This is a genomic window from Pseudocitrobacter vendiensis, assembly GCF_943590815.1.
Classification (GTDB): domain Bacteria; phylum Pseudomonadota; class Gammaproteobacteria; order Enterobacterales; family Enterobacteriaceae; genus Pseudocitrobacter; species Pseudocitrobacter vendiensis.
Genome location: NZ_CALSBS010000003.1, coordinates 272,603 through 296,052 on the forward strand (window position 1 = coordinate 272,603; position 23,450 = coordinate 296,052).

Genomic DNA, 23,450 nt, shown 5'->3' on the forward strand with positions numbered 1-23,450 from the left:
ATCTCCGCCTTTCTTGTGGCGTGATGCATTTTCAATGCACCCTTTTTATTTATGATGTGAATATCACTAAAGTCTACGACGACAAATCGCAGGCAAAAAAAATCCCCGCCCGAGGGCAGGGATTCGAATTCTTGCGGCTTAAACTTACAGAGAAGTTACGTTGCCAGCTGCCGGGCCTTTAGCGCCGCTTTCGATGGTGAAGGACACTTTCTGACCTTCGTCCAGAGATTTGTAACCATCGTTCTGGATAGCAGAGAAGTGTACGAACACGTCTTTAGAACCATCGTCAGGAGTGATGAAGCCGAAACCTTTATCAGCGTTGAACCATTTTACGATACCAGTCATTTTACCGGACATAGAAATTACCTTTATAAATTAAGTGAGCCTTACGGCGTTATGGCATGCTTTACAGAATTTAAAGCGTAAAGGAAATGTCGCTACGAGGGGTACCAATGGATAACCTTGAAGGGAACTGCTTTACTCAACTGCTTTGTGGTCTGTGCGTCAAACCGTGAAGCTATTAACGCATACTTCGGCCACTAAACGCAAACGTTATCTGAGAAAAACATAAAACGGCCCAAGAAAAGGACCGTTAAATAAGAGATAAATACATATGAATCAGTTTGTTATCTGTTTGTGATTTGTTGGTCGGCCTGAATCAGACGGAGCAATTTAAGTTCGGTAACTGAAGGTTTTACTCGTCTGGACTCCCATTCCTGCACCAGAGAAACACTTACGCCCATCGCTTTAGCGAACTCAACCATCTGCAAACCGGTGCCTTTGCGTAGCTCCTCAAACTCGTAAAAGATCGATGGCTTTGGTGTCAGGTTAATCATTGATGAAGCATCTTTGAAGACAATCTCTTCCAGACTGCTCAGCAGTTCAAATGTAGGATCTTTTTCTTCCATTGATAACTCCTATATACACACAGCGTGATCGTGAATAGGTACAGCCAGTTAAGAATAGTCGGGAAATCCGTTCAAAAGTTGGTTGCTGAAGTGATTATTCGTGAGATCGATTTCTATACAGCGCAAATAGCGTAAAAATCGTACATAAATCAAGGCCAGTGGCGGGAGGTATAATTTTGTAAAAAAGCGCTAAAACCGACGGCTGAGCCGCCGGTTCGCTTTATCAGGCCTTCTGCGTATTGTGGTTTAACGCAGGCGTGTCCGCTTCATTCTTTCGCATCTGCCGCTGGCTGACGATGTGTTTTACCAGCAGCGCAAGCGCTGACACCAGGGCGGGAATGGCCAGCAGTGTGAAAATGGTCTGGAAGGAGAGTTCCGCTTGCATCAGGAATGCCCCGCTGAATGCGCCCAGAATGCCACCGAACCGGCCCAGCCCCAGCATCCACGCCACGCCCGTTGCGCGCCCCTGCGTCGGGTAGAAACCCGCTGCAAGAGCCGGCATCGAGGATTGCGCGCCGTTCATGATGGTACCGGCAATAAAGACCATCACGCCCATCAGCACCAGGCTGTTGGTTGAGAAACCGACCAGACAGACAAAAACGCCTGTCAGTACGTAGCCTACCGCCACCACTTTATTGGGATTGAGTTTATCCATCAGCACGCCGAGGATAAGCACGCCAATGCCGCCGCCCAGCGGAAACAGGGCAGTGATGACCGACGCCTGGCTCAACGATGCGCCGGTTTCGCGAATTAACAGCGGTAGCCAGCTGGTCAGCAGATAAAAAATCAGCAGGCCCATGAAGTAGGTCAGGCATAACATTACCGTACCGACGGCATAGCGAGGTGAGAAGATCACCCCCAACGCCGATTTCTCTTTCACCTGTCCGGCTTCCTGCAGGACAAAACTCGCGTTATCGGCCAGCGGGGCGATACGTTTGAGAATGGCGGCAATTTTATGTTGAGGCTGGTTTTTGACCACCATATAGCGCGCGGATTCCGGCAGCAGGAAGATCAGCAGCACCGCCAGCGCCAACGGCATGACGCCGCCAAGGATCAGCACGCTCTGCCAGCCGTAGTGTGGAATGAGCCACGCTGAGATAAACCCACCCATCGACGAGCCAATGGGGAAGCCCACAAACATCAGATTCACCAGCAGTGCGCGGCGACGCTCTGGTGCATATTCGCTCATCAGCGTGGCGGCATTGGGCATCGCCGCACCCAGCCCCAGTCCGGTCAGGAAACGCAGCAGCGTAAGCTGGGTGAGGTTGGTGGCAAACGCGGTGACAAGGCTAAAGCCTCCGAAAACCAGAATCGACAGCACCAGTACTTTCTTGCGGCCAATACGGTCCGCCATTGGGCCTGCCGTTAATGCACCCACCGCCAGGCCAACCAGCGCGGCGCTCATCACCGGCCCGAGATCTGATTTCTGCACGCCCCATTCCTGCACCAGGTCAGAGGCGATAAAGCCGATAATCGCAGTGTCGAAACCGTCCATGGCGACGGTCACAAAGCATAATGCGAGGATCATCCACTGATATTTAGAAAAGGGATGATCGTTGATAAAAGCCTGAATATCCGTGGTTGTCTTCGTCATGCGGCAATTCCTGAAAACAGCGGGGAGAAGGATTCTCCCGCATGCGGTTGTGCGATTATCGAACCTATTTCCGGTAATCGTTCAATTCATCAAAACACTTAACGTATGCGGCGACAATGCAGGGGAAATCAGGAAGTGTGCGATTATCGTACTCCCTACGGGAAAGGATTTAAGAAATAAGATTAAAGTCATTTTAAAACAATGGATTAATGACAATATTTCGCATAAATGTTGTGGTCATAAATGTGATGTATGCAACATTGCATTAACATCTTGAAATTCTCCCTTTCCTCATCGTTATTTCATGCCATAACTTGTCAGGAAAAGGTATCCTGCGGCGCGCTGCTGGACTATCCTTGTCAGCGTCGGGCACGCGGGTGCCTGTTTGCGTTTTTTTGGCTGAAGGAGTAATAAAATGGCGACAGGAAAGTCCTGCTCTCGCTGGTTTGCGCCTGTTGCGGCGTTATTGATGGTTGTTAGCCTGAGTGGGTGTTTTGATAAAGAAGGCGATCAGCGCAAAGCGTTTGTCGATTTCCTGCAAAATACAGTGATGCGCGGGGGCGAACGTCTGCCAACGCTGACCGCTGACCAGAAAAAACAGTTTGGTCCCTTTGTCTCCGATTACGCCGTCATTTACGGCTATTCGCAGCAGGTGAGCCAGGCGATGGATGCGGGTTTGCGTCCGGTTGTCGATAGTGTTAACGCCATTCGCGTTCCGCAGGATTATATGACTCAGCGCGAGCCGCTGCGTCAGGCGAACGGTTCGCTGGGTGTACTGAGTCAGCAACTGGAAAATGCAAAGATGCAGGCCGATGCGGCACATGCCGCGCTGAAACAGGCGGATGATCTGAAGCCGGTCTTTGATCAGGTATACAGCAAAGTGGTGACGGCACCTGCAAATGCGATGCAACCGTTGATTCCGGCGGCGCAAATCTTCACGCAGCAGCTGGTTCAGGTGGGGGATTTTGTCGCACAGCAGGGAGAGCAGGTGAGCTTCGTGGCGAACGGCATTCAGTTCCCGACTTCGCAGCAGGCAAGCCAGTACAACTCGCTGATCGGCCCGCTGGCTTCCCAGCATCAGGCATTTACTCAGGCCTGGACTGCGGCGGTCGACGCGACCAAATAAAATAAGCCGTGTCGACGTAACACACCTGATGTGATGCGTCGTCTCCTGACACCGGGTTTGATTTCAGGCCCGGTATTATCTTTAGTCTGTACCTTTCGCCCTTATTCCCCCCTGAAAACCGAAACCAGTATTCAAACTGAGATGCTTTGTACCTATTTTTTGGCACAGGTTTAAACGCCAATCGTTGATTGATATAAAACAAGCGTAAAAGAAGTCATGAATTTATTTTCTATATAAATACATGGATTGCTTTAATTGTTTTGAATGATAAATAAATATCATTAATGTTTTGTTTATCGTGGGAACAGATATCTCAATCGGCAATCCGAATGATTCGGTGTCTATATTTCAGGGATTCTTATGAAAGAAAGATTGCAAATGTACGGCAAGTCGATGCTGGTACCTATATCACTGGTTGCTATTGGTGGTTTGTTATTGGGTGTGGGTGGGGCGCTGACTTCTGAGACAACGATAAACTCTTTTGGGCTTGATTGGGGAAGTTATTCTCACTCTGTATGGTATAAATGCTTCACCGTTATTAAAGGGCTCGGTGATGTTATTTTTAAAAACCTGGGGATCCTTTACGCAGTTGGTGTGGCGTTTTCATTAGCAAAAAAAGAACAGGGATGGGCGGCATTTTCTGCAATGGTCGCATACTTGTCGATGCTTATGACCCTTTCTATTTTACTGAAAAATGAAGGGCTGAATGCCGAAAATACCACGATAGCGGGTTTCGTTGCTCAGGGGCAGAGCGCTATAGACGCGACGAAATCCTCGGCGCTTTTCACGACTGAATTAGGCTATTTTAGCTATCGGACGGGTGTCTTTGGCGGTCTGGCAATCGGGTTCTGCATCGCCGCTATTCATGCGCGCTTTTACAATACGAAGCTCCCGCTGGCGCTATCATTCTTCTCCGGAACGCGCACGGTGCCTATTCTTTCGTTGCTGGCAGGCGGCGTTTTGGGGGCATTTTTCTTTGTCTGCTGGCCATTTATCGGCGGAACACTGGGCAGTTTTGCAGGATTCGTACATGACTCAGGATTGTTAGGCACATTTGTTTATCGGGCCGTAAACGAAATTCTGATTCCGTTCGGTATGCATCCCATGATTTCTCTCCCGATCCGCTGGACTCAACTGGGGGGATCGGAAATGGTTGATGGCGTTCTTGTTTCCGGTACGTCAGCGATACAAATGGCGCAACTTGCCTCACCTGAACCAGGTAAGCTGTTGGTTCGCGGATTTATGGGGGGCAATGCCATCATCAACTTTGCTATTTATCCAGGTATTGCGTTAGCGATGTATCATGCCACGCGAAAGGAAAATAAGAAAAAAGTCGCTGCTTTGTTGATTTCAGTTGTTATCTCTACCATCGTTTTTGGTATTACTGAGCCTATTCTATTTACTTTTCTGTTTATTGCGCCATGGTTATATTTCTTTATCTATGCACCGCTTGCGGCGTTAGGTGAAGTGCTTTCTGAACTGTGTAAGGTGTCGATTTATCAGGGTAATATCAAAGACTGGATACCCTTCTTTTTTAGACCGGAAAAGCTCAATATCTGGCCTTTTCTCTATCTTTTCCCTGCTTTTTTTGTTGCCTCTTATGCCTTATTCAGAGTGCTTATTACTCGCTTTAATATTCAAACGCCGGGGCGTGAAGATGTTGGCAGTGATGATGAAATAAGGTTATATACCAAACAAGATTACAGCGAAAAAGTGAACAAGAAATCGACTGGTGGTGAAATTAAGAAAGCGAGCACAGAGGGTTCTCTGGCCGAAGGAATTATCTCCGCATTAGGCGGACGTGAAAATATCGTTGAGGTTGATAACTGCATCTCACGGTTGCGAATTGTGCTGGTGAATGCTGAGCTGATGGCTCCCGATCGTCACTGGAAAGAGAATCTGGAAGCGATGGGTATTGTTCGTATCGGCAAGAATGGCGTCCAGATTGTGTACGGTCCAAACGTATGCAGTATTGCGGTTGATGTGCGTGAATTGCTGGAGGGACATTAATGCGCATAAGGTTCGCGTTTTCGTCTGAACCTTTCGAGGTGCAGTCAGCAACTTTTACGGTTCAGCATGCAACATGTATTGATATTTTTCTCGCGGATGTCCCCTTTGAACATCTCTTTTTAGTGTTGAAAGATCCTGAACAGCAAACACGAGCTTTATTGACCTGTAAAACGCGAACGAAACATTTCATCGTAAGCGAATCGGCAGCATCAAGTTCTAACAATACCCTGGCAGGAAAAATCCTGCCGGGTAACTGGACAATAACATTCGTAAGGCCTGCGCTACATGTGGGGGCCGTGGTGCTCGACGTCATTCCTGGCGATACGCCGACCGGCGTGACGACGCCGGATAATTTTTCAGTGTTGTCGCAGCGCTCAAACCGTGTTCTTCAGCACGGTGAAAAATGGTATCGCGGCGATCTCCATTGCCATAGTTATTACTCTGATGGCCGAGTTTCGTTGTCTGATATTTGCGATAGTGCAGAGGACAACGGTTTTGATTATCTGGCGGTCACCGATCATTCAGTCATCACGACGCGTTTACCTCATCGTCCTTTTTTGGTGCTTCCGGCAACGGAACTCACGCTGGACAATGAAGTGCATTACAACGCGTTTGGCTTCAACAAGCTCATCGATTACGGCCATTATTTCTCGTGGCAGAATGTGTCAAAAAATACGATTTTGACCCAACTGTTTCATGATCTGAGTGGTGAAGGGGTTTTAATTTCCATTAATCACCCCTTTTCTGAGGGAATGACGTTACAGCACGATTTTGATGTGCGAGATATACATTTATTCGAAGTCATTAATGCACCACATCTTGCAGGGCATCCTATTGATAACGATAAGGCGATACGGTTTTACGATTTTTTGTGGAACCAGGGTTTTAGGCTGACGGCGACCGGTGGAAGCGATGCGCATAAACCTGACGGTAATGGTGTCTATCCTTTGGGGAAACCGACAACAGCCATATTTTCCAGAGAACTGAGTATTGCCGGGCTATTGGCTGGCCTCAGGGCTGGCAGAACAACAATAAGCAACGAGGTCGATTGCCAATTACATCTACGGCAGAGTGGCCGGACGATATATCCGGGCGATGAAGTCTCTGGAGAGGTTAATTTTGCCGCCAGCTGTTCCGCGCATGCACTGTCCTGGCGATTAATGAAAAATGGCGACTGTGTTGAGGAAACGTATGCTCAAACGTTCATACGGAATATCTCTTTACAAAAAGGTGATGTAATTCGTCTGGAGGCCCGCAGGAACGAAGAAATTGTCTTTTTTATGACACCGATATACTGCGGGATAACCCTACCGTCAGTGTTCCAGTTTGCTGCACTACTCGCGCAGTTTTTACTAACCCAGAAAGATTAGCTATTCGTTTTTGCGTCTGATTACTGTTCAATACGTCATTTTCGGGCTCAGAATGATCGATTCTGAGCCCGAAATAATTAGCCTAACACCTGCGGATTCACACAGTTCTTCTCAACTTTTCCCTGCAACGCATCAATCAGGTTATCCACCGCGCAGGCCGCCATATTAAAGCGCGTCTCATGCGTGGCAGAGCCAATATGTGGTAGCGCAACGACGTTCGGCAGCGTCAGCAGAGGGGAATCGACAGACAGCGGTTCCTTCTCAAAGACATCCAGCCCGGCGGCATGAATTTCACCCGCTTGCAGCGCGGCAATGAGCGCCTGTTCGTCCACTACCGGGCCACGCCCAGCGTTGATAAAGATGGCGGAGGATTTCATCTTCGCGAACTGTTCTTTACCGAAAAGATGATGCGTCTCTTCGCTGAGTGGCAGGATCAGACACACGAAATCGGATTCCTGCAATAGCGTGTCGAGGTCACAGTAACGCGCGCTGAAGCGCTCTTCGGCCTGCGGATGCTGGCGGCGAGCGTTATACAGAATCGGCATGCCGAAACCGCAGTGCGCGCGCTGAGCCAGCGCCATACCGATGCGGCCCATCCCGACAATACCCAGCGTTTTATGGTGCACATCGGTACCGAACCAGTCCGGCCCGATGCTTTTTTTCCATTCGCCGGCTTTTACGCGATCGGCGACTTCCACCACCCGGCGCGCGGTACTGAGCATCAGCGCCATCACCGTATCCGCGACGGTTTCCGTCAGAACAGTGGGGGTATGCATCAGCAGAATGTGACGCGCGTTGAGGGCATCGACATCAAAGTTGTCATAGCCCACGGAGACGGTCGAGGTCGCACGCAGCTTCGGCATTTTCTCCAGTAGCGCTTCGTTAACGGCTTCGCTGGAGCCCAGCAGGCCGACGGCGTTAGCAAACACCTCTGCATGCTGTTGGACGGTTTCCGGGCGCAGGTTAGGCACCTGCGTAACGGTAAAGTGGGCTTCCAGGCGATGCAATAAATCGTCAGGCAGTGCCTTGTAGAGAATAATGGACGGCTTCATGCGACTCTCCGTAAGTGTGATTTAAGCGTGGCGTGCGCCAACGGGAAGTTGTTGATTCTTAGCAGGCTTAACAATCAGAGTAAGCCATACCGAGGCGAAAAGTGCCACTCCCATAAAAATGTAAGAGGCGGACGGCGAACCGGTCGCGCCGTTGAGGTAGCCGACGAACCAGGAGCCAAAGAACGATCCCAGCGCGCCCATACTGTTGATTAAGGCCATGGCGCCGCCAGCGACGTTGCGCGGCAGCATTTCCGGGATGATGGCAAAGAACGGGCCATACGGCGCGTACATTGCGGCACCGGCGACAACCAGCAGAGTGTAGGAAATCCAGAAGTGGTTAGCGCCCACCGCCCATGAGCCGATAAAGGCGAAACCGGCAATCAGCAGCAGCGGCCAGACAAACAGCTTGCGGTTCTGCATCTTATCGGAAGCCCAGGAGACCAGAATCATCGCCGCTGTGGCGGCCAGATACGGCACAGATGACAGCCAGCCCACTTCTACCATCCCCAGGTTTGCGCCACCGCTGCGAATAATTGACGGCAGCCACAGCACGAAACCGTATACGCCGATGCTCCAGGCGAAATACTGCATGCACAGCAGAATCACGTTGCGGGAACGGAACGCTTCGCCGTAGTTACGCACCGCTTTAATGCCCTGCTGCTCTTTATCGAGCTCGGCCTGCAACGCCGCTTTTTCGGATTCAGACAACCAACCCACCTGCGCCGGTTTGTCTTTTACCAGCACCCACCAGCAGAACGCCCAGATGATGGCCGGGAAGCCTTCGATAATGAACATTTCACGCCAGCCGAGCGCCTGAATCAGGTAGCCGGAAACGACCGACATCCACAGCACCGTCACTGGGTTACCGAGTATCAGGAAGGTATTGGCGCGCGAGCGTTCAGATTTGGTGAACCAGTTACTGATATAAATCAGCATGGCGGGCATCACCGCCGCTTCCACCACGCCGAGAATAAAGCGAATGGCGGCAAGCATTGGAATATTGTTGACCATCCCGGTGAGCGAGGCGCAGGCTCCCCACAGGATAAGGCAGACGAAAATCAGTTTGCGCACGCTGCGGCGTTCCGCATACATCGCGCCGGGGATCTGGAAGAAGAAGTAGCCGAGGAAGAAAAGGGCGCCCAGCAAGGAAGAGATCCCTTTGGTGATGCCTAAATCTTCGTTAATGCCTGCGGCGGAAGCGAAACTGAAGTTTGCGCGGTCGAGGTACGCCAGGCTGTACGTGATAAACACGATTGGCATGATGTACCACCAGCGTTTGGCTGCATTGGTTGAGCTATTCATAGTCCTGCCTCTGTAGTTGTAGGGTCAGAGTGTTATTAGGGGAAGGTGCGCGCTGGTGCCCTCACCCCGGCCCTCTCCCACAGGGAGAGGGGGAAAACCAATAATGTGCACATTCCGTTCCCCTGCCTTGAGGAAGGGGGAAAACCAATAATGTGCACATTCCGTTCCTCTGCCTTGAGGAAGGGGGGAAAACCAATAATGTGCACATTCCATCCCCTCTCCCTTGAGGGAGAGGGTTAGGGTGAGGGGGACGGCACTATTCCCCCAACGCCTCACGCGTCGGTAATCCTTCACTGTCGCCCTGAACCTGAATGGCCAGTGCGCCAATCTTATTTCCGCGGGTTACTGCATCACGCAGTGAGCGTCCTTCCAGCAGGGCGCTAATAACCCCGACGGCGAAGCCATCGCCCGCGCCCACCGTATCAACCACCTTGTCGACTTTTACTGGCGCGACGCAGCCTTTTTCGCCCTCTGCGGTTTTATACCAGGCACCGTCTGCACCGGTTTTCAGTACCACCGCTTTTACACCACGCGTCAGATAGAAATCGGCAATAGCTTCCGGCGTTTGTTGACCGGTCAGAATCATGCCCTCTTTCAAACCGGGTAAAACCCAGTCGGCCTGGAACGCCAGGTGGTTGAGTTTTTCCACCATCTCCGCTTCGCTTTTCCACAGCACCGGGCGCAGGTTCGGATCGAAGGAGATTGTTTTGCCCAGCGCTTTCATCGTACGGGCCGTGTGATCGAGCAGGGCGTAGGACGAGTCAGAGAGCGCCGCCGCAACGCCGCTTAAGTGTAGATGGCGTGCGCTGGCGAAATAATTGTCATTGAAGTCACCGAGCGAAAGATGGCTGGCCGCTGAGTTTTTACGGAAGTATTCCACAATGGGATCGGTTCCATTTTCGACCTTAGATTTAACCTGAAAGCCGGTAGCGAAACGCGCGTCGCAGGTGACGCCTGTCGCATCAATACCCTCTTTTTTAAGGCTATTGATCACGAACTGGCCGAAGCTGTCGTTGCCAACGCGGCTCACCCAACCCACGTTCAGACCCAGGCGCGCCAGCCCGGTCGCGACGTTGAGCTCAGCCCCGGCGACACGTTTGATAAACTGCTCAACCTCACTGAGATCGCCCGTTTGTGTTGCCACAAACATTGCCATGGCTTCACCGATTGTGATGACATCCAGTTGTTTATTCATTGCTTAATCCTCGCGTAACAGTTCGACATAGCGACGGGTTACTGCGGTCAGGTCGTTGCCTTCGAGCGGAAACTCAATTCCACGCGGCGCGTCGGCAGGCAGGGCGCGCAGTACGTCCAGCCAGTCGGTATTGATGGGGTCCGGCGGCACGGCGCGGAAGCTGTCATGGTGAGGCGTCGCCGCTTTAACGTGGATGTAGCACACGGCCGGAGCCAGTTGCTGTGCGGCTTCCTGCGGGCAATTCCCCACCCACAACCAGTTACCCATATCAAAGGTCAGACGCACAGGCAGATTGAGTACACGGCAGGCGGCTTTGAAACGCTGCATCGGCGGCAACTGGCCGCATTCGGTTTGGTCGTTTTCCACCACCAACGCCATGCCGCTGACTTCCAGCCAGGTACGCAGGGTTTCCAGCGGCGCTTTGCGCTCAAAATGGCCAAGGGAGACTTTCAGCCATAGGGCGTTCAGCGTGCGGGCTTCTTCGAGCAGGGCGGGAAGGTGCGGGTTAAGCGTGCCGTCGGCAAGAAACAGTGGCTCAGGGGCCGAATAGCAGGCCAGTAATTTTTGCGTTTCTATCGCGCGGGCCAGCTCTGGCAGGGCATTTAGTTCGGCGTCGTTAAACATCTCGCGGCGGATTTCAACACCATCCGCGCCCGCTTTCGCGATTATCGGCAGCATCGCCGCCTGGCCACCCGCGGCGCGGACCTGGTCATGTCCGTAAGCGGCGGTAACCACGATAATTTGTCTTTTCATGGAGAACTCCAGCGTCATCGTATAGTGAATACGCTAGATGGAACCGGTTCCAAAGAAAAGCTCAGAATGTTGAATTTATGATCGTCATCACGAAGGATCGTTAACGGGAGGTTGATCCCCTGATAATCAGTTCGCCGGAGAAAACCTGTTCATGGATGGCGGTGCTACCGCCTTCGATGCGGCGCACGACCTGTTCGACCGCCGCAAAACCGATCTGCCAGGTGGGCTGTTTGAGGGTGGTGATGCCGACGCCCGCCAGCTCTGCCCATTCGAGTTCATCGAAACCCAGCAGCCCAATGTCGCTGCCCCAGTTCAAGCCGATGCGTTTGAGCGAGCGGGCAACCTGTAGCGTGAGCGCGCCGTTGGCAGAAATAATCGCTTTGCGCATACCGCGATACCGTGTGTGGAACTGACGCAGGGTGTTATCTAGCTGCGCATTTTCGGCCAATGGCACTTCTGCATTTTCAGCCAGCACCCCGGGGTGGCGCGCCAGCGTGGCATTAAACGCCGCCAGACGCTCGCGGCGGGTATTGACGGTGCCCAGCGGTTCGCTGAGAAACAGCAGGGCTTCGAAGCCCTGGTCAATCAGATGTTCGGTAGCGGTCGTTGCCGCCTGGGTGTTATCGAGCCCCACCACGTCGCAGGCGAAATCGGGAATTTTGCGGTCAATGAGGACCATCGGCAGCGAGGATTGTTGCAGGCGATTGAGCGCCTCTTCGCGCATCCCGACGGCGTTGACCACAATCCCTTCCACCTGATAACTGCGCAGCAGGTCGAGGTAATGCTGCTCCTGATCGACCTCGTTGTTGGTGTTACACACCAGCGGGGTGAAACCTTTCTCGCGACAGGCGGCCTCGATACCGCTTAACACGTTAACCGAGTAGGGGTTGGTGATATCGGCGATAATCAGGCCAATCAGGCGAGTGCGGCCACGCTTCAGGCTGCGCGCCATCAGGCTGGGGCGATAATCGAGTTCGGCGATGGCGTTTTCAATACGCGCCAGAAGCGCATCGGAAAGCAGATGTTTCTCGCCGTTAAGGTAACGGGAGATGCTGGTTTTACCGGTTTTTGCTGCTTTTGCGACGTCGCTTATAGTCGGGCGTGTTGATTTCGCCATAGATGCCTCTCTTTGCAAAGTGAGAACACCTTAGCGCGAAAATCTGGCTAAGCAAGTGATTTGCCCGGTAAACGAGGCGTTACCGGGCCGTTGTATTACTGAAGAGGGCTTAAGGTGATTTCAACGCGACGGTTCTGCGCTTTGCCTGCTTCGGTGCTGTTGCTGGCGATAGGATTAGCCGGGCCCATCCCGCTGGTGCGAATACGTGTTGCCGCTACGCCCTGAGTAATCAGCGAGCTGGCGACGGAATCAGCACGCTGCTGAGACAGTCGCATATTCAGGTCCTGGCCGCCGGTGCTGTCGGTGTAGCCAATCACATTTACCGCGGTTTTTTCATACTCTTTCAGTACCATCGCCACGCCGGTCAGGGTATTTGCGCCCGCCGGTTTCAGCGTTGCGCTGCTGCTGTCGAAGGTGACATTGCTCGGCATGTTTAACACGATGTTGTCGCCATTTCGCGTCACGCTGACGCCCGTTCCCTGCATTTTATCGCGCAGTTTGGCTTCCTGCACATCCATGTAGTAACCGACGCCGCCGCCGAGGGCCGCGCCTGCTGCCGCACCAATCAATGCACCTTTACCGCGATCTTTCTTCGACGAAGAGAGTGCGCCAACGCCCGCCCCGACCAGAGAGCCGATCCCGGCGCCAATGCCGGATTTGCCCGCTTCGCGCTCACCGGTATAAGGGTTAGTGGTGCAGCCAGAAACTGCCAGAGCTCCGCTCACAACGGCAGCAATCATCAGTACGCTTTTTTTCATCTTAATTCCTTAATCCTTTTTTATTCTTTGCCACGGTGACCGTGACGGTTGATTATGACGTGGAAAGAAGCGGAAAATTCCCTCTATAACTCCGATTTATGTAAAAAATAATGAGTGATGGTTAATTCATCACCACAACACCTGCATCGAATACTCAGGAGCACGCTTTGGCTACTACAGCGAAAACGCACACCATCTTAACTGCCGCCCACTGGGGCCCCATGCTTGTCGAGACGGACGGTGAAACCGTTTTTTCCTCGCGCGGGGCGCTTGAAACCTCGTTTGTTAACTCTTTGCAAAGCGCCGTGCGCGATCAGGTGCACAGTAAAACGCGGGTACGTTACCCGATGGTGCGCAAAGGCTATCTGGCCTCGCCAGCGTCACCTAAGGGGGTGCGCGGGCAGGATGAATTCGTGCGGGTGAGCTGGGACGAGGCGCTGGATCTCATACACGCGCAGCACAAACGTATTCGCGAAACGTATGGACCGTCCTCAATTTTTGCCGGTTCCTACGGCTGGCGATCCAATGGCGTGCTCCACAAAGCGGCGACGCTGCTACAGCGCTATATGAGCCTGGCGGGCGGTTACACCGGGCACCTGGGGGATTACTCGACCGGCGCGGCACAGGCCATCATGCCGCACGTGGTCGGCGGCAACGAAGTGTATCAGCAGCAAACCAGCTGGCCGCTGGTGCTGGAGCATACGGACGTGGTGGTGCTGTGGAGTGCCAACCCGCTGAATACCCTGAAAATTGCCTGGAATGCTTCGGATGAACAAGGCATTCCTTACTTTGAACAACTGCGCAAAAGCGGCAAGCGCCTGATCTGCATCGATCCGATGCGATCGGAAACGGTTGATTTCTTCGGCGAGTCGATGGAATGGATTGCGCCACACATGGGCACTGACGTGGCGATGATGCTTGGCATTGCCCATACGCTGGTGGAAAACGACTGGCATGATGCGCAATTCCTCGCACGCTGTACGACCGGATTCGACACATTTGCAAAATACTTGCTCGGTGAGCGCGACAATCAGCCGAAAACCGCCGAATGGGCATCAGCCATTTGTGGCGTAAGTGCGGCTAAAATCCGTGAACTGGCGAAACTGTTCCGCGAAAATACCACCATGTTAATGGCGGGCTGGGGCATGCAGCGTCAGCAGTTCGGCGAACAAAAGCACTGGATGGTGGTGACGCTCGCCGCCATGCTGGGGCAAATCGGTACGCCGGGCGGGGGCTTTGGGCTCTCCTATCACTTTGCCAACGGCGGCAACCCGACGCGCCGCGCAGCCGTGCTGGCGTCGATGCAGGGCGCGGTAAAAGGGGGAGTGGATGCGGTTGATAAAATTCCCGTCGCGCGGATTGTCGAGGCACTGGAAAACCCCGGCGCACCGTATCAGCACAACGGCATGGACAGGCACTTCCCGGATATCCGTTTTGTCTGGTGGGCGGGTGGGGCTAACTTTACCCATCATCAGGACACCAACCGCTTAATTCGTGCCTGGCAGCGCCCGGAGCTGGTGGTGATTTCCGAGTGCAACTGGACGGCGGCGGCGCGTCATGCCGATATTGTTCTGCCCGCCACCACCTCTTTTGAGCGCAACGATCTGACTATGACCGGTGATTACAGTAATCAGCACCTGGTGCCGATGAAGCGCGTGGTGATGCCACGGGGTGAAGCGCGCGATGATTTTGAGGTATTTGCTGAGCTGAGTGAGCGCTGGGAAACGGGTGGGCGTGAGCGTTTCACCGAAGGCAAAAGTGACCTGCAATGGCTGGAAACGTTCTATCGCATCGCCGCAGAGCGGGGCGCCAGCCAGCAGGTTACGCTGCCGCCGTTTACAGATTTCTGGCAGGCGAATCAGCTAATCGAAATGCCGACCAGCGAACAAAACGCGCAGTTTGTCCGTTTCGCGGCCTTCCGTGCCGATCCGCAGGCCAATCCGTTGAAAACACCGAGCGGGAAAATCGAAATTTATTCTGAACGTATCGCCAGCTTCAACTATGCCGATTGTCCGCCGCATCCGATGTGGCTGGAACCGGATGAATGGCACGGTAATGCCGAGCCGCAGCAGTTGCAGTTGCTCTCCGCGCATCCGGCGCATCGCCTGCACAGCCAGCTCAACCATACGTCCCTGCGCGAGCAGTATGCGGTCGCGGGGCGTGAACCGCTTACCCTGCATCCGCAGGATGCGCGTGCACGAAATATTCAGGATGGCGATGTGGTGCGCGTATGGAATCACCGCGGGCAGGTGCTGGCGGGCGCGGTGGTGAGCGATGGCATAAAGCCTGGCGTGATGTGCCTGCATGAAGGCGCATGGCCGGATCTGGATCTTAAGGCCGGGGGCATCTGTAAAAACGGTGCAGTCAACGTACTGACCAAAGACCTCCCCAGCTCGAAGCTGGGGAATGGCTGCGCGGGCAATACGGCGCTGGCGTGGGTAGAGAAATACAGCGGCCCGGCGCTTACGCTAACGGCGTTTGATCCGCCTGCCAACGCATAATCCAGGTGGGATGTTTGGTCTCCTCCTGCCATGCGCCGTCTTCAATGCGAAAGCCGAGCGCATGGTAGAAATTCACCGCGCGGCCATTTTTCTGATACACCTCCAGGCTTAACATCGGGTAGCGCTGCTTAACTTCGTTGAGCAGCGCGCTGCCAATGCCGCGATGCAGCGCCTGCGGTGCCACGAACAACGCCCCAACAAACTGGTTATCCATCACGCTGATAAACCCCAACAGGGTATCATTTTCTTCCCACACCCAGGTTTGTGCCGCCGGTAGGTAAACGTCGCGTACCAGCGCGAGGCTGTCGTGCCAGTACTGCTCATCAATAAAAGGATGCGCGAAGGTGGTGCTTTCCAGCCACAGCGTGAGCACCGGGTCGAGAGATTTAGCTGTCCACTTGCGGATCATGCTGGCCTCCGGGATGGCAGAAACAGCCCGTTACGTGATCGTTCACCAGCCCGCACGCCTGCATAAAGGAGTAGCAAATGGTCGTGCCGACAAATTTAAAGCCACGTTTTTTCAGCGCTTTTGATAAGGCATCGGAGGCGGGCGTCGATGTAGGAATGCCGGAGAGCTCTGCCGCCTGGGTGACGATGGGCGTGTTATCCACGAACGACCAGACGAAATCGACAAAGGGCTCGCCATTCTCTTCCATCGCCAGATACGCGCGTGCGTTACCAATGATGGCCTGAATTTTCCCGCGATGGCGAATAATTCCGGCATCCAGCACCAGCCGCTCAACATCTTCTTCCGTCATGGCCGCAACCTTGCGCGGGTCGAAATGGTGGAAAGCGTGACGGTAGTTTTCGCGTTTCTTAAGTACCGTTATCCACGAAAGCCCGGCCTGCTGGCCTTCAAGGCAAATCATTTCAAATAGCTGCTGCCCGTCTTTCTGCGCAACGCCCCACTCCTTGTCGTGATAGTCGATATAGAGTGGGTCCTGACTGACCCAACCACAACGCTGCATACCCTTCTCCTGTTTCATGGTCCTGACCTGATAATAAAACCTGCAAATCATGCTTGACGCCAGAAATAAAAAGACAATATTTAATACAGGGATACACACCCCCTAAAAACATAACAATATCGCCGGGTTCGGCTCTTTTCTGGAGTCGCTTGAATGATTGATAAGAAATGCACTGGCTTTCGACCAGGTGTTTTGACGGCGCCTGTCTTTATTTGCTTATTATTTGCAGCTTCGGCGCACGCCTGGCAGCAAGAATATATCGTGACTGACACAGAAAGTCGTACCGCTGAACGCTATACATGGGATAGCGATCACCAACCGCGCTATGACGATATTCTGGCGGAACGTATCAAGGCTGCCAGCGATGGGCCCGGTCTGGCGATGACGATGCCGGACGAGACGCCGCTGGACGCGACCAAATCAATGAGCATTGGCTGGAACATGCCGCTGACCGCGGGCCTGACGACCGGGCCGGTTGCTGCATGGCGTTACGATGGCTCGCCTGCCTCTGTGTTTAATGACTCGGGTGATAATGGCAGTTATACCGACCCAATGTGGCATGCCAGCATCAGTACGCTGGGCTGGCGAGTGGACTCCCGCTCCTGGTGGGGGGTTCATCCGTGGGCGCAGGTCAGTTATAACCAACAGTATGGCGAAAATCAGTGGAAAGCCCAGTCCGGCCTTAATCGCATGCCGGGCACCAATCAGGAAGGCAACTGGGTCGATGTGACGCTGGGGGCTGATATGTTTCTTAATCAACATGTTGCTGCGTATGCGGCTCTGTCGCAGGCGGACAACATGACCACCGGTTCCAACTACCTCTATACCATGGGGGTGAGCGCTCGCTTTTAGATTGTCGGATGGCGCGGGCGACAGACCGCGCCATCGGGCATAAGCTGCACGCAATGTCATTCATTCCACTCTCAGTGCATTTCATTCCGTCCTCAACGCACTTCATGCCTTTTTCCCCCATGGAATACGCGGGTTTCGTTATCGTAGCCGCAGTTAATTCAAGAAGGCATCTTCATCATGAACGCTGCAACTCAAAATCATACTCGCTGGCTGACGCTTATCGGCACCATCATTACCCAGTTCGCGCTGGGGTCAGTTTACACCTGGAGTCTGTTTAACAGTTCGCTCTCGAGCAAGCTGGATGCGCCGGTCAGCCAGGTCGCTTTCTCCTTCGGTTTATTAAGTCTTGGCCTCGCGCTTTCGTCCTCTGTGGCCGGCAAATTACAGGAACGTTTTGGCGTAAAACGCGTCACCATGGCTTCCGGGATTTTGCTGGGCGTCGGCTTTTTCCTGACGGCGCACTCTAACAGCCTGATGATGCTGTGGCTGAGCGCAGGTGTGCTGGTTGGCCTCGCCGACGGCGCGGGCTATCTGCTGACGCTCTCCAACTGCGTGAAATGGTTCCCGGAACGTAAAGGGCTGATTTCCGCGTTTGCTATCGGTTCTTACGGTTTAGGCAGCCTCGGTTTTAAATTCATCGACAGCCACCTGCTGGAAACTGTCGGCCTGGAAAAAACCTTCATGATTTGGGGCGCGATTGTACTGGTGATGATCGTCTTCGGCGCGATGCTGATGACCGATGCGCCGCAGCAGGAAGTGAAAAGCGTTAACGGCGTGGTCGAAAATGACTTCACTCTGGCGCAGTCCATGCGTAAACCACAGTACTGGATGCTGGCGGTGATGTTCCTGACTGCCTGCATGAGCGGCCTGTATGTCATTGGTGTGGCGAAAGATATTGCCCAGGGCATGGTACATCTGGATATCGCTACGGCGGCGAACGCAGTGACCATCATCTCTATTGCTAACCTGAGCGGTCGTCTGGTGCTGGGTATCCTGTCCGATAAAATCTCCCGTATCCGTGTCATTACTATCGGTCAGGTGATTTCGCTGGTGGGGATGGCCGCGCTGCTCTTCGCTCCGCTTAATGCCACCACCTTCTTCGCCGCCATCGCCTGTGTGGCCTTTAACTTCGGCGGTACCATCACCGTGTTCCCATCGCTGGTGAGTGAGTTCTTCGGTCTGAACAATCTGGCGAAAAACTACGGTGTGATTTACTTAGGTTTCGGTATCGGCAGCATCTGCGGTTCGTTGATTGCCTCACTGTTCGGCGGCTTCTACGTGACCTTCTGCGTTATCTTCGCTCTGCTGATTATCTCGCTGGCGCTGTCTACCACGATTCGTCAGCCGGCCCAGCCAACACTGCGCCAGATTCACGCGCACTAATTGCAAGTCCGAAAAAAGAGGAGCTATGCTCCTCTTTTGCTGTTTTTAACCCCTCTTTTGTCCGCTACCGCACTTGCTTTTTTGTAAATATCTGTAGCCAAAACACACATCATTGCCACTTTTCCCTCTGACTGTGGTCTACTTAGCCGCGCGTGTACCGAATGGACTCTATTACTTCCGCACAATTTGCCTGATGCGCGTACCCGGATGGTATAGCGCTGATCTGTTGTTCCCTTTTTTCAGGGTTATTTGCATGCGATATTTAAAAACGATGTCTCAGCAGACGCTGTGCTGGCTGCTGGCGGTCTACATCGGTCTGTTTATGAATGCCTCAGTCTTCCTGCGTCGCTTTGAAGGCTACGCTCAGGACCTCACTTTCTGGAAAGGCGTTGCGGCTATCGTAGAGATGCTTGCCGCCGTTCTGATCTGCTTCTTCTTGCTGCGTGTTCTGTCGTTACTCGGTAGACGGGTCTGGCAGGTACTGGCGTCGTTGCTGGTGCTGATCTCCGCTGGCGCCTGTTATTACATGACCACCATGAACGTCATGATTGGCTACGGCATTGTCGCGTCGGTGATGACGACGGATATCGATCTGTCAAAAGAAGTGGTTGGCTGGACACTGGTTATCTCAGTGGTGCTGATAAGCGCTATTCCGCTGTTCCTCATCTGGTTTAACGGCAGCAACATGACGCTGTGGCGTCAGATTCGCACCCCGAAACAGCGCTGGCGCAGCGTGCTGGTCGTGCTGCTGGCCGGCCTGATGGTCTGGGGCCCCGTTCGTTTTCTTGATACGCGCCAGAAGCGTGATGACCGTATCGCAGGCGTGGATATGCCGAGCTACGGTGGCGTACTGGCCAACTCCTACCTGCCGTCTAACTGGCTCTCAGCGCTGGGGCTTTACGCTTTTGCCCAGGTGGATGAGTCATCGGATAACAAATCGCTGATGAATCCGGTTAAGAAATTCACCTATACGCCGACGCAAAACCTCGACGATATCTATGTGATTTTTATCATCGGCGAAACCACTCGCTGGGATCACATGGGGATGCTGGGTTACGAACGCGACACTACGCCAAAACTCTCTAAAGAGAAGAACCTGGTGATGTACCGTGGTTACTCCTGTGACACCGCGACCAAGTTGTCGCTGCGCTGCATGTTTGTGCGTGAAGGTGGGGCGGAAGATAATCCGCAGCGTACGCTCAAAGAGCAGAACGTCTTTGCGGTGCTTAAGCAGTTAGGTTTCAGTTCTGATCTGTATGCGATGCAGAGCGAGATGTGGTTCTACACCAACACGATGGCGGATAACATCGCCTACCGTGAGCAGATCGCCGCTGAACCGCGTAACCGGGGTAAAGCCGTGGACGATATGCTGCTGTCGAGCGAAGTTCAGCGTTCGCTGGATGATAACCCGCAGGGTAAACACCTGATTGTGTTGCACACTAAAGGGTCGCATTACAACTATACTCAGCGTTACCCACGCGCATTCGCTAAGTGGGGGCCAGAGTGTTATGCCGTCGATCGTAAGTGTCCGAAAGACCTGATGATCAACTCGTTTGATAACTCCATCACCTATGTCGATCATTTTATCGATAACATTATCGATCAGGTGCGCGATAAGAAAGCGATCGTGTTCTACGCCTCTGACCACGGTGAGTCGATTGAAGAACGCGAGCACCTGCATGGCACCCCACGCCATATGGCCCCGCCGGAGCAGTTCCGCGTGCCGATGATGGTGTGGATGTCGGATAAATATCTGGAGAATCCCTCGAATGCTGCGGCCTTTGCCCAGTTGAAGAAGGAAGCGGATATGAAGCAGCCGCGTCGTCATGTCGAGCTGTATGACACCATTATGGGCTGCCTTGGTTACACCTCGCCAAACGGCGGGATTAACGAGAATAACAACTGGTGTCACATCCCGGATGCCAGCAAGAAAGCCACGAATTAACCGGGATGGCGAGTTTCTCGCCGAACGAATGGCTTTTTTAAGGTAAGGGATTGACGGGGATGCATCACAGCAGTAAGATGCGCCCCGCATTCGGTGATTGGCGCAGCCTGGTAGCGCACTTCGTTCGGGACGAAGGGGTCGGAGGTTCGAATCCTCTATCACCGACCAAATTTGAAAAGCCCGCTCTTTGAGCGGGCTTTTTTGCGTCTGGTGTTTGAAGACAACCCTCACCCTAGCCCTCTCCCTGAGGGAGAGGGGACCGATTGCATGCAAGTTTAAGGTTAGCGCTGGTTTTCTGCCTCCCCGTGAGGGAGAGGGGACCAATTGCACGCAGGTTTAGGTTCGTGCCGCTTTTCTCCCTCTCCCTGTGGGAGAGGGCCGGGGTGAGGGCAACAGCGTGCGACGATCACACATAAGGCCCTTTACGCATCTGAATCACCGCGACCTCTCCATTTTGTGACCTATTCCATTGCTTTTTTTTATACATAGTCAGATCTTTTTTTTCGTTGCTTATGGATAACCTCAGCATTTTCCCCTGTGCGTTTTAACGTTCGCGGTATTTATCGCTCAGATAATCACCGTTCTGTGATTATTTTTTCATAATGTGATTAAACGTTAATCACTGACCACCCGGAAATATCAAGAACAAAACTCTGGCTCGTGGCGAGTAGCATAAATTTCTCTGCTGAAAATACCGCTCTGGAGTTTTTTTAATCTTTGCCTGCCAATTCTCACCCTCGTTGTAAATCCCGGATGAGTGTATTGACGTTTTCACATTCTGTTGACAGATTGTAGGGCACGAGGGGCATTTCAGGGAGGATCTGCGCTGCAACTCACACGCTCACCTGAAAGGAATCTCCATCCCCTGTAACGCCTTCGGGCACTACCGACCAGACCGGTTAAAAAACAAATAAAGGCTGGCGGAATAACAACAACACAACACACATAACCTGGAGCACAATAATGAGTATTTCCTTGAAGAAGTCAGGGATGCTGAAGCTTGGTCTCAGCCTGGTGGCGATGACCGTCGCAGCGGGCGTGCAGGCCAAAACCCTGGTTTATTGTTCTGAAGGCTCGCCGGAAGGCTTTAACCCACAGCTCTTTACCTCGGGAACCACCTATGACGCCAGCTCGGTGCCAATCTATAACCGTCTGGTGGAATTCAAAACCGGTACTACCGAAGTTATCCCTGGCCTTGCTGAAAAGTGGGAAGTCAGCGAAGATGGCAAAACCTACACCTTCCACCTGCGTAACGGTGTGAAGTGGCAGGACAGCAAAGATTTCAAACCGACGCGCGACTTTAACGCCGATGACGTTGTGTTCTCATTCGATCGTCAGAAAAACGACCAGAACCCGTACCATAAAATTTCTGGCGGCAGCTATGAATACTTCGAAGGCATGGGCCTGCCGGAGCTGATTAGCGAAGTGAAAAAAGTCGACGATCACACGGTTCAGTTCATCCTGACTCGCCCGGAAGCGCCGTTCCTTGCTGACCTGGCAATGGACTTCGCCTCTATTTTGTCAAAAGAATATGCTGACAACATGCTGAAAGCCGGTACGCCGGATAAAGTCGACCTGAACCCAATCGGTACCGGACCATTCCAGCTGCAGCAGTACCAGAAAGACTCCCGTATTCTCTACAAAGCCTTCCCGGGCTATTGGGGCACCAAGCCGCAGATCGACCGTCTGGTCTTCTCCATCACGCCTGACGCTTCCGTGCGTTACGCCAAACTGCAGAAGAACGAATGCCAGGTGATGCCGTATCCGAACCCGGCGGACATCGCACGCATGAAGCAGGATAAAAATATTACCCTGCACGAGCAGGCAGGCCTGAACGTGGGCTATCTCTCCTACAACGTGCAGAAAAAGCCGCTCGATGAAGTGAAAGTTCGCCAGGCGCTGACCTACGCGGTGAACAAAGAAGCGATCATCAAAGCTGTTTATCAGGGCGCTGGCGTAGCCGCGAAAAACCTGATCCCGCCAACCATGTGGGGCTATAACGACGACGTTAAAGACTACAGTTACGATCCTGAAAAAGCCAAAGCGCTGCTGAAAGAAGCAGGCCATGCAGACGGTTTCACCATCGACCTGTGGGCAATGCCGGTTCAGCGTCCCTATAACCCGAACGCTCGCCGTATGGCTGAGATGATTCAGGCTGACTGGGCGAAAGTGGGCGTGAAAGCCAACATCGTTACCTATGAGTGGGGCGAGTACCTGAAACGCGCCAAAGCGGGTGAACACCAGACGGTGATGATGGGCTGGACCGGCGACAACGGGGACCCGGATAACTTCTTCGCCACCCTGTTTAGCTGTGCGGCCTCAGAGCAAGGCTCCAACTACTCGAAATGGTGCTATAAGCCGTTTGAAGACCTGATTCAGCCGGCACGCGCCACCGACGATCACAACAAGCGTATTGAACTGTACAAACAGGCTCAGGTGGTGATGCATGACCAGGCTCCGGCACTGATCATCGCTCACTCCACCGTATACGAGCCGGTGCGTAAAGAAGTCAAAGGCTATGTAGTCGATCCGTTGGGCAAACACCACTTCGACAACGTCTCCATCGAATAATTAAAAAGCTGGATTGCTGCGCCTGTCCTCACCTGCACCTGTAGG

General features: G+C 53.1%; 19 protein-coding genes and 1 tRNA gene. 9 read left to right on the forward strand and 11 right to left on the reverse strand.

What is annotated here, in order from left to right; translation table 11 throughout:
- Window positions 1-144: 144 nt before the first annotated feature.
- From cspE to NMC31_RS05900, 3 genes are all read right to left on the reverse strand, one after another.
- Window positions 145-357, reverse strand: a complete 213-nt coding sequence (gene cspE, locus NMC31_RS05890; RefSeq protein ID WP_000014594.1) for a transcription antiterminator/RNA stability regulator CspE — start codon at window positions 355-357, stop codon at window positions 145-147.
- A gap of 269 nt (window positions 358-626) precedes the next feature.
- Window positions 627-908, reverse strand: a complete 282-nt coding sequence (locus NMC31_RS05895; protein WP_253897277.1) for an HTH-type transcriptional regulator — start codon at window positions 906-908, stop codon at window positions 627-629.
- Window positions 909-1,131: 223 nt separating this feature from the next.
- Window positions 1,132-2,502, reverse strand: a complete 1,371-nt coding sequence (locus NMC31_RS05900) for an MFS transporter (RefSeq protein WP_253897278.1) — start codon at window positions 2,500-2,502, stop codon at window positions 1,132-1,134.
- Window positions 2,503-2,917: 415 nt separating this feature from the next.
- Here NMC31_RS05900 and NMC31_RS05905 point away from each other — a divergent pair, with 415 nt between their 5' ends.
- From NMC31_RS05905 to NMC31_RS05915, 3 genes are all read left to right on the forward strand, one after another.
- Window positions 2,918-3,628, forward strand: coding sequence for a DUF3053 domain-containing protein (locus NMC31_RS05905; RefSeq protein ID WP_149463636.1), 711 nt, complete (start codon window positions 2,918-2,920; stop codon window positions 3,626-3,628).
- Window positions 3,629-3,988: 360 nt separating this feature from the next.
- On the forward strand, window positions 3,989-5,638 hold the full coding sequence (locus NMC31_RS05910) for a PTS transporter subunit EIIC (protein ID WP_253897279.1): 1,650 nt from the start codon (window positions 3,989-3,991) through the stop codon (window positions 5,636-5,638).
- Entirely contained in the window at window positions 5,638-7,008 is a 1,371-nt protein-coding gene (locus NMC31_RS05915; protein ID WP_253897280.1) for a CehA/McbA family metallohydrolase, read from the forward strand. Before NMC31_RS05910 ends, NMC31_RS05915 begins: the two co-directional genes overlap by 1 nt.
- 77 nt (window positions 7,009-7,085) lie before the next feature.
- Here NMC31_RS05915 and ghrB read toward each other — a convergent pair whose 3' ends face one another.
- From ghrB to NMC31_RS05945, 6 genes are all read right to left on the reverse strand, one after another.
- Entirely contained in the window at window positions 7,086-8,060 is a 975-nt protein-coding gene (gene ghrB, locus NMC31_RS05920) for a glyoxylate/hydroxypyruvate reductase GhrB (RefSeq protein ID WP_253897281.1), read from the reverse strand.
- Window positions 8,061-8,081: 21 nt separating this feature from the next.
- On the reverse strand, window positions 8,082-9,362 hold the full coding sequence (locus NMC31_RS05925) for an MFS transporter (RefSeq protein WP_149463632.1): 1,281 nt from the start codon (window positions 9,360-9,362) through the stop codon (window positions 8,082-8,084).
- Between the two features lie 256 nt (window positions 9,363-9,618).
- Window positions 9,619-10,557, reverse strand: a complete 939-nt coding sequence (locus NMC31_RS05930) for a sugar kinase (protein WP_253897282.1) — start codon at window positions 10,555-10,557, stop codon at window positions 9,619-9,621.
- A gap of 3 nt (window positions 10,558-10,560) precedes the next feature.
- The gene (locus NMC31_RS05935; RefSeq protein ID WP_149463630.1) at window positions 10,561-11,310 is read right to left on the reverse strand and encodes a sugar phosphate isomerase/epimerase family protein; all 750 of its coding nucleotides are present in this window, start codon (window positions 11,308-11,310) and stop codon (window positions 10,561-10,563) included.
- A gap of 100 nt (window positions 11,311-11,410) precedes the next feature.
- Window positions 11,411-12,427 carry a LacI family DNA-binding transcriptional regulator gene (locus NMC31_RS05940; RefSeq protein WP_149463629.1) on the reverse strand — a complete coding sequence of 339 codons (1,017 nt, stop codon included), beginning with the start codon at window positions 12,425-12,427 and terminating at the stop codon, window positions 11,411-11,413.
- Between the two features lie 95 nt (window positions 12,428-12,522).
- Window positions 12,523-13,185, reverse strand: coding sequence for an OmpA family lipoprotein (locus NMC31_RS05945; RefSeq protein WP_015962556.1), 663 nt, complete (start codon window positions 13,183-13,185; stop codon window positions 12,523-12,525).
- Window positions 13,186-13,406: 221 nt separating this feature from the next.
- On the opposite strand from NMC31_RS05945, the gene NMC31_RS05950 reads away from it, so the two are divergent.
- The gene (locus tag NMC31_RS05950; protein WP_436649739.1) at window positions 13,407-15,686 is read left to right on the forward strand and encodes a molybdopterin guanine dinucleotide-containing S/N-oxide reductase; all 2,280 of its coding nucleotides are present in this window, start codon (window positions 13,407-13,409) and stop codon (window positions 15,684-15,686) included.
- Here NMC31_RS05950 and NMC31_RS05955 read toward each other — a convergent pair.
- Together NMC31_RS05955 and tag are read right to left on the reverse strand one after the other, a co-directional pair.
- Window positions 15,649-16,095: an N-acetyltransferase gene (locus NMC31_RS05955; protein WP_149463627.1), complete on the reverse strand. Its 447-nt coding sequence runs from the start codon at window positions 16,093-16,095 to the stop codon at window positions 15,649-15,651. The genes NMC31_RS05950 and NMC31_RS05955 overlap by 38 nt on opposite strands.
- On the reverse strand, window positions 16,073-16,654 hold the full coding sequence (gene tag, locus NMC31_RS05960; RefSeq protein ID WP_149463824.1) for a DNA-3-methyladenine glycosylase I: 582 nt from the start codon (window positions 16,652-16,654) through the stop codon (window positions 16,073-16,075). Before tag ends, NMC31_RS05955 begins: the two co-directional genes overlap by 23 nt.
- 153 nt (window positions 16,655-16,807) lie before the next feature.
- Between tag and NMC31_RS05965 the strand changes: the two genes are divergently transcribed.
- From NMC31_RS05965 to dppA, 5 genes are all read left to right on the forward strand, one after another.
- Window positions 16,808-17,506: an autotransporter domain-containing protein gene (locus NMC31_RS05965; protein ID WP_253897284.1), complete on the forward strand. Its 699-nt coding sequence runs from the start codon at window positions 16,808-16,810 to the stop codon at window positions 17,504-17,506.
- 177 nt (window positions 17,507-17,683) lie between these two features.
- A complete protein-coding gene (locus NMC31_RS05970; protein ID WP_015962561.1) occupies window positions 17,684-18,889 on the forward strand; it encodes an L-lactate MFS transporter in 1,206 nt (401 codons plus the stop codon).
- 253 nt (window positions 18,890-19,142) lie between these two features.
- Complete coding sequence (gene eptB / locus NMC31_RS05975) at window positions 19,143-20,834, forward strand: kdo(2)-lipid A phosphoethanolamine 7''-transferase (RefSeq protein WP_253897285.1); 1,692 nt, start codon at window positions 19,143-19,145, stop codon at window positions 20,832-20,834.
- Between the two features lie 91 nt (window positions 20,835-20,925).
- Window positions 20,926-21,002: transfer RNA gene (locus NMC31_RS05980), tRNA-Pro, on the forward strand.
- A gap of 795 nt (window positions 21,003-21,797) precedes the next feature.
- The gene (dppA, locus tag NMC31_RS05985) at window positions 21,798-23,405 is read left to right on the forward strand and encodes a dipeptide ABC transporter periplasmic-binding protein DppA (protein WP_253897286.1); all 1,608 of its coding nucleotides are present in this window, start codon (window positions 21,798-21,800) and stop codon (window positions 23,403-23,405) included.
- The last annotated feature ends 45 nt before the right edge of the window (window positions 23,406-23,450 follow it).